The 12,512-nt window shown below is 67.1% G+C and carries 12 protein-coding genes; 5 read left to right on the top strand and 7 right to left on the bottom strand.

All coding sequences use genetic code 11. The features are described from left to right. The 7 genes from pbpG to FUT87_RS27585 all read right to left on the bottom strand — a co-directional run. Positions 1-975, bottom strand: a 975-nt coding sequence (gene pbpG / locus FUT87_RS27615; protein ID WP_147243035.1) for a D-alanyl-D-alanine endopeptidase, incomplete at its 3' end; no start/stop codon positions are given. A gap of 182 nt (positions 976-1,157) precedes the next feature. Further along, on the bottom strand, positions 1,158-2,699 hold the full coding sequence (locus FUT87_RS27610) for a 2-isopropylmalate synthase (protein WP_147240971.1): 1,542 nt from the start codon (positions 2,697-2,699) through the stop codon (positions 1,158-1,160). 85 nt (positions 2,700-2,784) lie between these two features. Beyond that, a complete protein-coding gene (gene leuA, locus FUT87_RS27605; protein ID WP_147240972.1) occupies positions 2,785-4,470 on the bottom strand; it encodes a 2-isopropylmalate synthase in 1,686 nt (561 codons plus the stop codon). Between the two features lie 276 nt (positions 4,471-4,746). Beyond that, a complete protein-coding gene (pssA, locus tag FUT87_RS27600; RefSeq protein ID WP_147243034.1) occupies positions 4,747-5,595 on the bottom strand; it encodes a CDP-diacylglycerol--serine O-phosphatidyltransferase in 849 nt (282 codons plus the stop codon). 198 nt (positions 5,596-5,793) lie between these two features. After that, positions 5,794-6,810 (bottom strand): ketol-acid reductoisomerase, encoded by a 1,017-nt coding sequence (ilvC, locus tag FUT87_RS27595; protein WP_091722757.1) that lies wholly within the window; start codon positions 6,808-6,810, stop codon positions 5,794-5,796. A 52-nt stretch (positions 6,811-6,862) separates the two neighbouring features. Then, on the bottom strand, positions 6,863-7,354 hold the full coding sequence (gene ilvN, locus FUT87_RS27590) for an acetolactate synthase small subunit (protein WP_091722753.1): 492 nt from the start codon (positions 7,352-7,354) through the stop codon (positions 6,863-6,865). Positions 7,355-7,529: 175 nt separating this feature from the next. Beyond that, on the bottom strand, positions 7,530-9,326 hold the full coding sequence (locus FUT87_RS27585) for an acetolactate synthase 3 catalytic subunit (RefSeq protein ID WP_147243033.1): 1,797 nt from the start codon (positions 9,324-9,326) through the stop codon (positions 7,530-7,532). A 259-nt stretch (positions 9,327-9,585) separates the two neighbouring features. Between FUT87_RS27585 and FUT87_RS27580 the strand changes: the two genes are divergently transcribed. The 5 genes from FUT87_RS27580 to FUT87_RS27560 all read left to right on the top strand — a co-directional run bounded on the left by FUT87_RS27580 (position 9,586) and on the right by FUT87_RS27560 (position 12,476). Then, a complete protein-coding gene (locus tag FUT87_RS27580) occupies positions 9,586-10,152 on the top strand; it encodes an RNA polymerase sigma factor (protein WP_091722747.1) in 567 nt (188 codons plus the stop codon). Beyond that, positions 10,149-10,667 carry a DUF3619 family protein gene (locus FUT87_RS27575; protein ID WP_091722742.1) on the top strand — a complete coding sequence of 173 codons (519 nt, stop codon included), beginning with the start codon at positions 10,149-10,151 and terminating at the stop codon, positions 10,665-10,667. Before FUT87_RS27580 ends, FUT87_RS27575 begins: the two co-directional genes overlap by 4 nt. A gap of 77 nt (positions 10,668-10,744) precedes the next feature. After that, entirely contained in the window at positions 10,745-11,515 is a 771-nt protein-coding gene (locus tag FUT87_RS27570) for a DUF3106 domain-containing protein (protein WP_091722737.1), read from the top strand. A 9-nt stretch (positions 11,516-11,524) separates the two neighbouring features. Beyond that, positions 11,525-12,079 (top strand): RDD family protein, encoded by a 555-nt coding sequence (locus FUT87_RS27565; protein ID WP_147243032.1) that lies wholly within the window; start codon positions 11,525-11,527, stop codon positions 12,077-12,079. Positions 12,080-12,098: 19 nt separating this feature from the next. After that, positions 12,099-12,476, top strand: coding sequence for a diacylglycerol kinase (locus FUT87_RS27560; protein ID WP_099861024.1), 378 nt, complete (start codon positions 12,099-12,101; stop codon positions 12,474-12,476). Positions 12,477-12,512: the final 36 nt, after the last annotated feature.

Raw genomic sequence — 12,512 nt, 5'->3', positions numbered from 1 at the left:
CGCCACGCCCGCCAGCGGCGAGGCCGCACCGGTGAGCCACTTGCGGACGCGTTCGGCGTCGCCGATCCGGGAGTATTTTCCGGCGGAGTCCAGGAACACCATGATCAGCTTGCGGCCAGCCAGCTGGGCCTGCATGACCAGGCACTGCCCCGCTTCATTGATGAAGCCCGTCTTCTGCAGGCCGATGTCCCAGTCGCCCTTGCGGACGAGGCCATTGGTGGTGCCGAAGCGGACCTGCCGGCGGCCCAGGGCCACGGTGTATTCGGACGAGGTCGACAGCTCGCGGATCAGCGGGAAGGCGTGGGCGACCTTGACCAGCTTGGCGAGGTCGGCCGCGCTGGACTGGTTGCGGCTGGACAGGCCGGTGGGCTCGACGTAATGGGTGTCCATCATGCCCAGCGCACGCGCCTTGGCGTTCATCGCCGCGACGAAGGCCTCCAGGCCGCCCGGGTAGTTGCGCCCGAGCGCATGGGCCGCGCGGTTCTCCGAGGACATCAGCGCCAGGTGCAGCAGTTCGCCGCGGGTCAGTTCGGTGCCGATGGCCAGGCGCGACCCGGTGAACTTCTCGGTGTCCTTGTCTTCGTCGGTGATCTCGAGCTTCTCGTCGAGCGACTGGTTGGCCTCGACCACCAGCAGCGCGGTCATCAGCTTGGTGATGGACGCGATCGGCAGCACGGCCGAGGGGTTCTTCGAGAACAGGACTTCGTTGGTGTCCTGGTCGACGACATAGGCGACGCTGGATTTCAGGTCGAGGGGGTCCTCGGTGTCATGCAGCCCGTACATCGTCCCGAAGGACGGTTTGGACAGGGCGACTTCCCGGGCCGGTGCCGCCGCGCGGGCGGCCACCTTGCGGGGAGAGCGCGGGGCCGGTTTGGCCTTGCGCACGCTCTTCACCTTGGCTTTGGAGGACGACGCCGTGGCCGCCTGCGCCGGTTGAACCGGCACGAGACTGGCGGTCAGGCCCGTCAGCAACATGACGCCGCTGAGCGCGGCACCAGACAGCAATGTCGCAATGGTCTTCAATCCAGTCCCCAGAAGTGGGCGCGAGTTTAGGGGATCGCTGAAAGACCGGCAAGATCAATGACTTAACGCAGGCTCTTAAAGTGCCCGAATCCGTGCCATCCGACGCGGCCGGGCGGCCGGCGTGCGCTGTCCTGTCAACCTTGGGCGGCGACCCGCTCCGTTTTGCTTTGAAGCTTGTTCAGAGCGCTCAAATATGCTTTCGCGGAGGCGACGACGATATCGGGGTCTGCCCCCACGCCGTTCACCACGCGTCCGGCATGCTGCAGGCGCACCGTCACTTCGCCCTGGGATTCTGTGCTCCCGCTGGTGATCGCGCTGACCGAATACAGCAGCATTTCGGCCCCACTTCCGACCTTGCTCTCGATCGCCTTGAGCACCGCGTCGACCGGGCCGTTGCCGTCGCTCTCGGTGCGGTACTCGGTCTCGCCGGCGGCGAAGACGACCTGCGCCTGCGGGCGTTCACCGGTTTCGGAGCGCTGCGCCAGCGCCACCAGCCGGTAGTGCTCCTGGTCCTGCGTGACCGACTCGTCCATCACCAGCGCGATGATGTCCTCGTCGAAGATCTCGGCCTTGCGGTCGGCCAGGTCCTTGAAGCGGACGAAGGCGGCGTTGATTTCCGCCTCGGACGCCAGCACCACGCCCAGTTCCTGCAGCCGCTGCTTGAAGGCGTTGCGCCCCGAGAGCTTGCCCAGCACGATCTTGTTGGCGCTCCAGCCGACGTCCTCGGCGCGCATGATCTCGTAGGTGTCGCGGGCCTTGAGCACGCCGTCCTGGTGGATGCCGGAGGCATGCGCGAAGGCATTGGCGCCCACCACCGCCTTGTTGGGCTGGATCACGAAGCCGGTGGTCTGCGACACCATCCGGGACGCCGCCACGATCTGCGAGGGATCGACCCGCACGTCCAGGCCGAAATAGTCGCGGCGGGTCTTCACCGCCATCACCACCTCCTCCAGCGAGCAGTTCCCGGCGCGCTCACCCAGACCGTTGATCGTGCACTCCACTTGGCGCGCGCCGCCGATCTTCACCCCGGCCAGCGAGTTGGCCACCGCCATGCCCAGGTCGTTGTGGCAGTGGACGCTCCAGATGGCCTGGTCCGAGTTGGGCACGCGCTCACGCAGCGTCTTGATGAACTGGCCGTAGAGCTCGGGGATCGCGTAGCCGACGGTGTCCGGGATGTTGATCGTGCGGGCGCCCTCGCGGATCACCGCCTCGACGACGCGGGCCAGGAACTCCGGATCGGAGCGGTAGCCGTCCTCAGGAGAGAACTCGATGTCGTCGGTCAGGTTGCGGGCGAAGCGCACCGCCTGGATCGCCTGCTCCAGCACCTGCTCGCGGGTCATGCGCAGCTTCTTCTCCATGTGGAGTTCGCTGGTGGCGATGAAGGTGTGGATGCGCGAACGCGCCGCGCCCTTCAGCGCCTCGGCGGCGCGGGCGATGTCGCGGTCGTTCGCGCGCGCCAGCGAGCAGACGGTGCTGTCGCGGATCGCGTCGGCAATCGCCTTGACCGCCTCGAAGTCGCCGTGGCTGGCGGCCGCGAAGCCGGCCTCGATCACGTCCACCTTCAGCCGCTCCAGCTGCCGCGCGATGCGCAGCTTCTCGTCCTTGGTCATGGACGCGCCGGGCGACTGCTCACCGTCGCGCAGGGTGGTGTCGAAGATGATCAGCTGGTCGGACATGGGAGGCTTCCTTGCGGTGGCGGGGGCGGACCCGGTGGTCCGGGTCCCGGTCAGCGAGTTTAGGCGGCCGGCGGGCCCCGGCGGCTCAGGCCGCGATGCGGTCGGCGAGCTTGAGCACGCCGCGCTGCGAGGCGCGGCGCAGGCCCGAGACGATCGCCTTCAGCGACGCCGAGGCGATGTTGCCGTCCATGCCGACGCCGAACAGCGTGGCCTCGCCGACCCTCAGCTCCAGGTAGGCCACGGCCTGCGCATCGGCGCCGCTGCCCATCGCATGCTCGTGGTAGTCGAGCACCCGGACCTGGGTCTTGAGCAGCTTGTTCAGGCCCTCGACGAAGGCATCGATCGGGCCCTTGCCCTGGCCGTCGATCCGGACCATGCGCACGCACAGGTCGGCCTGCGCCTGCACGCGGGTCTGGCCGTCCTCGCCGGTGTCGATCTGCGGATGCAGCGCCGGTGCCTGCTTGACGCCGTATTCGCGGTCGAAGATGCGCCACAGGTCGGCCGCGCCGAGTTCCTTGCCGTTCGTGTCCATCACGCCCTGGACGATCTGGCTGAATTCGATCTGCAGGCGGCGCGGCAACTCGATGCCGTATTCGGCCTCGAGCAGGTAGGAGATGCCGCCCTTGCCCGACTGGCTGTTGACGCGGATCACCGCCTCATAGCTGCGGCCCAGGTCCTTCGGGTCGATGGGCAGGTAGGGGATCTCCCAGATGTCGCCTTCCTGGCGGGCGGAGAAGGCCTTCTTGATCGCATCCTGATGCGAACCCGAGAACGAGGTGTAGACCAGTTCGCCCACATACGGATGGCGCGGATGGACGGGAATCTGGTTGCAATGCTCGACGCAGCGGCGGACTTCGTCGATGTCGGAGAAATCCAGCCCCGGATGCACGCCCTGCGTGTACAGGTTGAGCGCGACGTTGACCAGGTCCAGGTTGCCGGTGCGCTCGCCGTTGCCGAACAGGCAGCCCTCGACGCGGTCGGCGCCGGCCATCAGCGCCAGCTCGGCGGCGGCGGTGCCGGTGCCGCGGTCGTTGTGCGGATGGACCGACAGGATCACGCTGTCGCGGCGTTCGATGTTCCGGCCCATCCACTCGATCATGTCGGCGTAGATGTTGGGTGTCGAATGCTCGACGGTGGTCGGCAGGTTGATGATGATCTTGCGCTCGGGCGTCGGTCCCCAGGCCGCGGTCACGGCGTCGACGACGCGCTTGGAGAAGGCCAGCTCGGTGCCCGAGAACATCTCCGGCGAGTACTCGAAGCGGAAGTCCGTCTCCGGCTGCTTCGCGGCCAGCTCGCGGATCATCGCCGTGTGGGTCACGGCCAGGTCGACGATCTCGTCCTCGCTCATGTTCAGCACGACGCGGCGCATCACCGGCGCGACCGCGTTGTAGAGATGGACGACCGCGCGCGGCACGCCCACCAGCGATTCGAAGGTGCGCTCGATCAGCGGCTGGCGGGCCTGCGTCAGGACCTGGATGGTCACGTCCTCAGGGATGTGGCCGTCCTCGATGAGCATGCGGACGAAATCGAAATCCGTCTGCGAGGCCGAGGGGAAGCCCACCTCGATCTCCTTGAAGCCGATCTTCACCAGCATCTGGAACATGCGCAGCTTGCGCTCGGGATCCATCGGCTCGATCAGCGCCTGGTTGCCGTCGCGCAGGTCGGTGCTCAGCCACAGCGGCGCCTTCGTGATCTGCGCGTCGGGCCAGCGGCGGTCCGGGAGGGCGATGGGGGCGAAGGCGCGGTACTTGGTCTGCGGTTGCTTGAGCATGGGAGCGTTCCTGGTGGGTTCAGGGGCGCAACTCGCAGGCTCTCCAGAAACAGAAACGGCCCGCTGCGAGTTGCATTCGGGCCGTTGATCTGGGATGAGCGTCTGGATGGACGGACGTGCGCGATCTAGCGAACCCGAGGTTCAGCTAGTAGTAGCAGCGACAGCCCGAAGGCTTGGCTGGTGGAGGCGGACACGAACGTCATGGGCGTCGAATATAGGGGCGCGGCGCGGCGGGCGTCAACGCGAATGGGCGAATGCACGCGCCGCAAGCGTTCGCTATCGGTGAAGGCCTGCTTCATCGGGCTCGTCGGTCGACATCGCGATCACGCTGGCCGGCTTGCCCTTGGCGCGCCGCACCGCGTAGACGACGTAGCCCGAGATGCCATAGGCGCAGAAGACGCCGAACAGCACCCGCGGCGGATCGATGTTGATCGCCGCGATGGCCAGCATGATCACCACCAGCACGATGAAAGGCACCGAGCGCTTGAAGGTGATGTCCTTGAAGCTGTAGAACGGCGCGTTGGTCACCATCGTGAGGCCCGCATAGAGCGTGAAGCCGAAGGCCAGCCAGGCCAGCGCCGGATCGCGGTGGATGTCCTTGTAGCCGGCGCTGTCCAGCGCCCAGATCAGGCTCATCACCAGCGCGGCCGCGGCGGGGCTGGGCACGCCCTGGAAGAAGCGGCGGTCCACGACCGCGATGTTGGTGTTGAAGCGCGCCAGCCGCAGCGCCGCGCCGGCGATGTAGACGAAGGCGGCGAACCAGCCCCACTTGCCCAGGCCCTGCAGCGCCCAGGAATACATGATGAGCGCCGGCGCCGCGCCGAAGGACACCATGTCGGACAGCGAGTCCATCTGCTCGCCGAAGGTGCTCTGCGTGTTGGTCATGCGCGCGACGCGGCCGTCCAGGCTGTCGAGCACCATGGCCGCGAAGATGCCGTAGACGGACTGCTCGAAGCGCCCGCCGATGCCCATCACCACGGCATAGAAACCGCTGAACAGCGCGGCCAGGGTGAACAGGTTGGGCAGCAGGTAGATGCCCTTGTGGCGCGGGCGCTGCGGGGCGTCGAGGACGTCGGGCTCGTCCTCGTCGAGCAGGTCCACGCTCTTGTTCTGAGTCGAATTCATGGGCCGGGAGGATAACCCACCCCCTACCGGCTTGCGCCGGCCCCCTCAAGGGGGCGCACCCGGTGGCCTGGCAAAGCCACGCCACGGGTGCCGCTTGGAAGAGAAACAGCCGGCGAAACGCTCTGCCGGTGCGCGGCCCGAAGGCAAACAGCCCGGGCTGCTTGCGCAGGCCGGGCTGTCGAGGTGTTGATCAGGCGATCAGTTCTTGGACTTGTCGACCAGCTTGTTGGCCTTGATCCAGGGCATCATCGCGCGCAGCTGTTCGCCGACCTGCTCGATCGGGTGCTCGGCGGTCAGGCGGCGGCGGCTGATCAGCGTCGGGGCGCCGGCCTTGTTCTCCAGGATGAAGGACTTGGCGTACTCGCCGGTCTGGATGTCCTTCAGGCACTGGCGCATCGCGTCCTTGGTCGCCTCGGTCACCACGCGCGGGCCGGTGACGTACTCGCCGTACTCCGCGTTGTTGGAGATCGAGTAGTTCATGTTGCCGATGCCGCCTTCATAGATCAGGTCGACGATCAGCTTCAGTTCATGCAGGCACTCGAAGTAGGCCATCTCGGGCGCGTAACCGGCTTCGGTCAGCGTCTCGAAGCCGGCCTTGATCAGCTCGACGGCGCCGCCGCACAGCACGGCCTGCTCGCCAAACAGGTCGGTCTCGGTCTCTTCGCGGAACGAGGTCTGGATGATGCCGGCCTTGCCGCCACCGTTGGCCGCCGCATAGCTCAGGGCCAGGTCGCGCGCCTTGCCGGTCTTGTCGGCGTAGACCGCGATCAGGTGCGGCACGCCGCCGCCCTGGCGGTAGGTGTTGCGCACGGTGTGGCCCGGCGCCTTCGGAGCGACCATCCACACGTCCAGGTCTTCGCGCGGCTGCACCTGGCCGTAATGGACGTTGAAGCCGTGGGCGAAGGCCAGCGACGCGCCCTGCTTGATGTTGGGTTCCACGTCCTTCTTGTAGACGTCGGCGATCTGCTCGTCCGGCAGCAGGATCATGACCACGTCGGCCGCCTTCACCGCCTCGGCGATCTCGGCGACCTTCAGGCCGGCGCCTTCGGCCTTGGCCCAGGACGCGCCGCCGCGGCGCAGACCCACGGTGACCTTCACGCCGCTCTCGTTCAGGTTCTGGGCATGGGCATGGCCTTGTGAGCCATAGCCGATGATGGTGACGTTCTTGCCCTTGATCAGGCTGAGGTCGGCGTCCTTGTCGTAGTACACGTTCATGGTGGTCTCTCCGGGGGAAATCAGTACAGGGGGGGTTCAGTGAAGCGCGCGTTCAGACGCGCAGGATCCGTTCGCCGCGGCCGATGCCGCTGGTGCCGGTGCGCACCGTCTCGAGGATCGCCGTGCGGTCGATCGCGTCGATGAAGGCGTCGAGCTTGCCGGCGTCGCCGGTCAGTTCGATGGTGTAGGTCTTCTCGGTGACGTCGATGACATGGCCGCGGAAGATGTCCGAGGTGCGCTTGAGTTCCTCGCGCTCCTTGCCGACGGCGCGCACCTTGATCAGCATGAGCTCGCGCTCGATGTAGCGGCCTTCGGTCAGGTCGACGACCTTGACGACCTCGATCAGCCGGTTCAGGTGCTTGGTGATCTGCTCGATCACGTCGTCGCTGCCGCTGGTGACGATGGTCATGCGCGACAGCGAGGGGTCCTCGGTCGGCGCCACGGTCAGGCTCTCGATGTTGTAGCCGCGGGCGGAGAACAGCGCCACGACGCGCGACAGCGCGCCCGGCTCGTTCTCGATGAGCAAAGCAATGATGTGTTTCATGGAATCTCGTCCTTCGCGCTCTTCAGACCGCCGGCGGTAACCGGACGGCCCTTGGCCACGCTCTTCGATTCAGGGAATGGGCCGGATCGCTCCGAGCGCCTCTGGCTTTCCGCCGCCGGCCGCGACGCGCGCGGTAACGCGCGTCACGCCGGACGGCTTCGAGCCGTCAGCGGTCTCAGAGGTCCTCGGACCCCAGCAGCATTTCGGAGATGCCCTTGCCCGCCTGGACCATCGGCCAGACGTTCTCGGTCGGGTCGGTGCGCACGTCCAGGAAGACGGTGCGGTCCTTCAAGCGCATCGCCTCGCGCAGCGCGGGCTCGACATCCGAGGGTCTCTCCACCAGCAGGCCCACATGCCCATAGGACTCGGCCAGCTTGACGAAGTCAGGCAGCGCATCCATGTAGCTGTGCGAGTAGCGCTTGCCGTAGTCCAGCTCCTGCCACTGCCGCACCATGCCCAGGTAGCGGTTGTTCAGCGAGACCACCTTCACAGGCGTCTTGTACTGCTGGCAGGTGGACAGCTCCTGGATGTTCATCTGGATGCTGCCCTCGCCGGTGATGCAGAAGACGTCCGACTCCGGCTTGGCGAGCTTGATGCCCATCGCATAAGGCAGGCCCACGCCCATCGTGCCCAGGCCGCCGGAGTTGATCCAGCGGCGCGGCTCGTTGAAGCGATAGAACTGCGCGGCCCACATCTGGTGCTGGCCGACATCGGAGGTGATGTAGGCGTCGCGGTCGCGGGTCAGGTTCCACAGCGTCTCGACGACCTGCTGCGGCTTGATGACGTCGCTGGACTGCTTGTAGGCGAGGCAGTCGCGCTTGCGCCAGTCGTTGATCTGGCTCCACCAGGCGTTGATCGAGTCCGCGTCGGGCCGCGCCTGCGCTTCCTTGATCTGCGCGATCAGTTCCTGCAGCACGTCCTTGACGTCGCCCACGATCGGGATGTCCACGCGCACGCGCTTGGAGATCGACGACGGGTCGATGTCGATGTGGATGATCTTGCGGTCGACCGACGCGAAGTGCTTCGGATTGCCGATGACGCGGTCATCGAAGCGGGCACCCACGGCCAGCAGCACGTCGCAGTGCTGCATCGTCATGTTGGCCTCGTAGGTGCCGTGCATGCCGAGCATGCCCAGGAAGCGCGGGTCGGTGCCGGGCATCGCGCCCAGGCCCATCAGCGTGTTGGTGCAGGGATACCCCAGCAGCTCCACCAGCTGGCGCAGCTCGGCCGTGGCCTCGCCCAGGATCACGCCGCCACCGGTATAGATATAGGGACGCTTGGCGCCCATCAGCAGCTGGACCGCCTTGCGGATCTGGCCGCTGTGGCCCTTCTTCACCGGGTTGTAGGAGCGCATCTCGACGCGCTCCGGGTAATGGAACGCGGTGCGGTTGAGCGAGACGTCCTTGGGGATGTCCACCACGACCGGGCCGGGCCGGCCGGTGCGCGCGATGTGGAAGGCCTTCTTCAGCGTCGTGGCGAGATCGCGGACGTCCTTGACCAGGAAGTTGTGCTTGACGATCGGGCGCGTGATGCCGACGGTGTCGCACTCCTGGAAGGCGTCCAGGCCGATGGCGGGCGTGGGGACCTGACCGGTGATGATCACCATCGGGATCGAGTCCATGTACGCCGTCGCGATGCCGGTGATCGCGTTCGTGACGCCGGGACCCGAGGTCACCAGCGCGACGCCGACTTCGCCGGTCGCCCGGGCGTAGCCGTCGGCCGCGTGCACGGCGGCCTGCTCATGACGGACCAGCACGTGCTGGATGGCGTCCTGCTTGTAGAGCGCGTCGTAGATGTAGAGGACGGCACCGCCTGGATAGCCCCAGAGGAACTTCACGCCTTCGGCTTGAAGACTCTGAACCAGGATTTCGGAGCCATTCAGTTCCTGGCCGGAACTGACGGAATGGGGGTGCGGTTGTGAGCGAGCTTCCGTGATCGCTGCACGTTTGATGTCCGCGGCAGACATGTCCATATGTCGAACCTCTGAGATTTTCTCTGACGAAAAACCATCGGTGCTTCTCCTCGCGCTCTTGTGAAGCGGACTTGAAACGTCGCGTCAAAAACAGGGGCGCCGTGGTCGGGCGGCCTACTTGAGACAAAAACTGCGGTGTGCGAGGGGCCGATTATGCACGCAAACCCGCGCACGACCGGTCGGCGGTGGCGATCTGTAGCGCTGGTGCGATAATCCGCGCCGTTTTGCCTGCCCGACCGCCCTTTCCGGCGCCAGCCCATTGGCCACAGACAAAGAACTCAACGACTTTCTCAAGACCGTCGACCGGCGTGCCTTCAAGCGCACGGTGTACATGGTGCGAGACGAGGACGCCGCACTGGACATCGTCCAGGACGCCATGATCCGGTTGGCGGAGAAATACTTCGATCGGCCGGCGGCGGAGTTGCCGCTGCTGTTCCAGCGCATCCTGTCGAACGCGACGATGGATTGGTTCCGGCGTCAGAAGGTCCGCAACGCCGTCTTCAGCAACCTGTCGGATTTCGAGGGGGGCGAGTCCGGCGAGGACTTCGACCTGCTGGAAATGCTGGAGACGCAGGAAGGCTCGATGGGGGCGCTGTCCGCCGCAGACGAGGTCTCGCGCGTTCAAGTGCTGGCCGCCATCGAACAGGAAGTTGCAGCATTGCCCGCGCGTCAACGGGAAGCCTTCCTCCTGCGTTACTGGGAAGAACTCGACGTTGCCGAAACGGCGGCGGTCATGGGTTGCTCGGAGGGCAGCGTCAAGACACACTGCTCCCGCGCCGTGCATGCGCTGGCCAAAACGCTGAAAGCCAAGGGAATCTCGCTATGAAGAAGAACACGCCAGGAACGCCGCTGCCGCTGGAGGCGGAAGCGCGCGTGACCCGTTTCGGCCTCCGGGTGGCCGCGGGTTTGACCGAGCAGAGCGAGACCCTGTCCGGCGACATCCAGGAGAGATTGCGCTTCGCGCGTGAGCAGGCGCTCGCCAAGGCCATGGCCGCGCGCGCCGCCGCGCCGACTCAGGCCGCTTCCGAAACGCGCCATGTGGGCAACGGCACGCTCGCGCTGGGCGGTGGCGAGAAGACCCCGCGCTGGCGCAAGGCCGCGGCGCTGCTGCCGCTGGCGCTGCTGCTGGGGGGCTTGCTGCTGATCCAGCACAGCCAGTGGTACGAGCAGATCCGCAGCGCGGCCGAACTCGACACCGAGATGCTCTCCAAGCCGCTCCCGCCGGCGGCGTACAGCGATCCGGGTTTCCGCGAATACCTCAACGAGGCGCCGAACGACCCGAGCAACGCCAACAGCCCCGAGGAAGGCGAGAAGTCCGACGAAGCGAAATCGTCGCAGTGAGGCGGCGCGTGGCCAGATCGTTCCGCCTCTCTTCGGCTCTCATCGGCCCTCTCGGCGTTTTCCCTGATTTCTCGACGATGCGTCGCCTGACGACGATCGCGCTCTGCGCGGCGCTCGGCTGTGTCGCTGCATCGGCGCAGGAGGGCCCCGCCCCCGCGCCAGCCCCCACTTCTCTTTCCGCATCCGCGCCCACGTCGCACGCGTCTGCTGCCGCGCGCGCCACCGCTCCCGGTGTGCTGGTCGCCAATGTGAACTGGGCGTCGCTGAGCGCTTCCCAGAAGGAAGCCCTCGCACCCCTGTCGAAGGAGTGGGACCAGCTCGACGGCGCCCGCAAGGGCAAGTGGCTGGAAATCGCCGCCCGCTATCCGACGCTCCCCACCGAGCAGCAACACCGGCTGCGCGAACGGATGGTGGAGTGGACCCGCATGTCGCCCGCCGAGCGCCAACGCGCGCGCATCGGCTACCAGCATGCCGGCGAACTGCGCGCACCCGAGCAGGAATCGAAGCTGCGCGAGAAGTGGGACGCCTATCAGGCCCTGCCCGCCGAGAAGCGCCAGCGCCTGGCCGAACGCGCGGCCGAAAAGGCCTCGGCCGCCGGCCGTGAGGCGCCGGCTTCCGCCGTCTCTCATCGCGCCAAGGCGCCGATCCAGCGCGCGCCGCTGACCGCCGTCACCGGCCCCACCATCGTCCAGGCGCTGCCCGGCGCGACGACGGTGCTGATGACGCAGCGCGCCGATCCACCGCTGCCCGGCGCCAGCGCGGCGCCCGGCCGCCCGCTGCGCGCCCCGAGCGAAGCCGGTCTCGACCCGCACACGCTGCTGCCTCGCCGCACCGGGGCCAGCCGCTAAACTCGCCGGATGACCTCCGCACCCGCTGCCGGCGGCGACGCACCGCCCGGCCTGATGCGCCGCCTCGCGTCCTTCATCTATGAAGGCGTCGTCCTGTTCGGCGTCGTCTTCATCGCCGGCTGGCTGTATTCGACGCTCACCCAGCAGCGCAACGCGCTGGTCGGCACCCAGGGCCTGCAAGCCTTCCTGTTCCTGATCTTGGGCATCTACTTCATCTGGTTCTGGTCGCGCGGCGGCCAGACGGTGGCGATGCGCGCCTGGCACTTGCGGGTCGTCGACGCCCAGGGCCGACCGCTCACGCAGGCGCGCGCCACGGCGCGCTACCTTGCCGCCTGGCTGTGGTTCCTGCCGGCGCTGGCCAGCGTCCACCTGCTGGGACTGGACCGGAGCACCGGCGCCATCTTCGGCGCGATGTTCGCTGGTGTGGCGGGCTACGTGCTGCTGGCGCGGCTGCATCCACAGCGGCAGTTCCTGCACGACGTCATCTGCGGCACGCGCCTGATCACGCAGCTGCCGCCACCACGCGCGAAGAAGCGCGCCGCGCCGCAGCCGGCCGATTCCTGATCCCCTGCCCCTCCCGACGATGAGCAACCCCCACAAGGGCCGCACCGGCCTGGACCGCATCCTGCACGCCGCCGGCTACTCCTGGGCCGGACTGCGCGCCGCCTACGTCGGCGAAAGCGCCTTCCGCCAGGAAACCTGGCTGACGATCATCGGCACGCCGCTGGCGTTCTGGCTGGGCCGGGACTGGGTGCAGGTCGCGCTGCTGCTGGGGTCGCTGATCCTGGTGCTGATCGTCGAGCTGCTCAATTCGGCAGTCGAGGCGGCGATCGACCGCGTCTCCTTCGAGCTCCACGAGCTCAGCAAGCGCGCCAAGGACATCGCCAGCGCGGCCGTGCTGTTGTCGCTGGTGCTGGCGGGCGGGATCTGGCTCGCGGCGATCTGGCAGCACTTGCGCTGAGGCGCTCCGATCCAGCGCGCGAAATGAAAAAGGGCG

The organism is Mitsuaria sp. TWR114, assembly GCF_007997345.1.
Note: the sequence above shows the minus strand (reverse complement) of the source record. Positions and strands in the feature narration are given on the sequence as shown.

Bases quoted from the DNA above. Each gene is read 5' to 3' on its own strand.
- ilvN (WP_091722753.1), bottom strand. From the start codon at position 7,354: ATGAAACACATCATTGCTTTGCTCATCGAGAACGAGCCGGGCGCGCTG.
- FUT87_RS27585 (WP_147243033.1), bottom strand. From the start codon at position 9,326: ATGGACATGTCTGCCGCGGACATCAAACGTGCAGCGATCACGGAAGCT.
- pssA (WP_147243034.1), bottom strand. From the start codon at position 5,595: ATGAATTCGACTCAGAACAAGAGCGTGGACCTGCTCGACGAGGACGAG.
- FUT87_RS27560 (WP_099861024.1), top strand. From the start codon at position 12,099: ATGAGCAACCCCCACAAGGGCCGCACCGGCCTGGACCGCATCCTGCAC.
- ilvC (WP_091722757.1), bottom strand. From the start codon at position 6,810: ATGAACGTGTACTACGACAAGGACGCCGACCTCAGCCTGATCAAGGGC.
- FUT87_RS27570 (WP_091722737.1), top strand. From the start codon at position 10,745: ATGCGTCGCCTGACGACGATCGCGCTCTGCGCGGCGCTCGGCTGTGTC.
- FUT87_RS27575 (WP_091722742.1), top strand. From the start codon at position 10,149: ATGAAGAAGAACACGCCAGGAACGCCGCTGCCGCTGGAGGCGGAAGCG.
- FUT87_RS27610 (WP_147240971.1), bottom strand. From the start codon at position 2,699: ATGTCCGACCAGCTGATCATCTTCGACACCACCCTGCGCGACGGTGAG.
- leuA (WP_147240972.1), bottom strand. From the start codon at position 4,470: ATGCTCAAGCAACCGCAGACCAAGTACCGCGCCTTCGCCCCCATCGCC.
- FUT87_RS27565 (WP_147243032.1), top strand. From the start codon at position 11,525: ATGACCTCCGCACCCGCTGCCGGCGGCGACGCACCGCCCGGCCTGATG.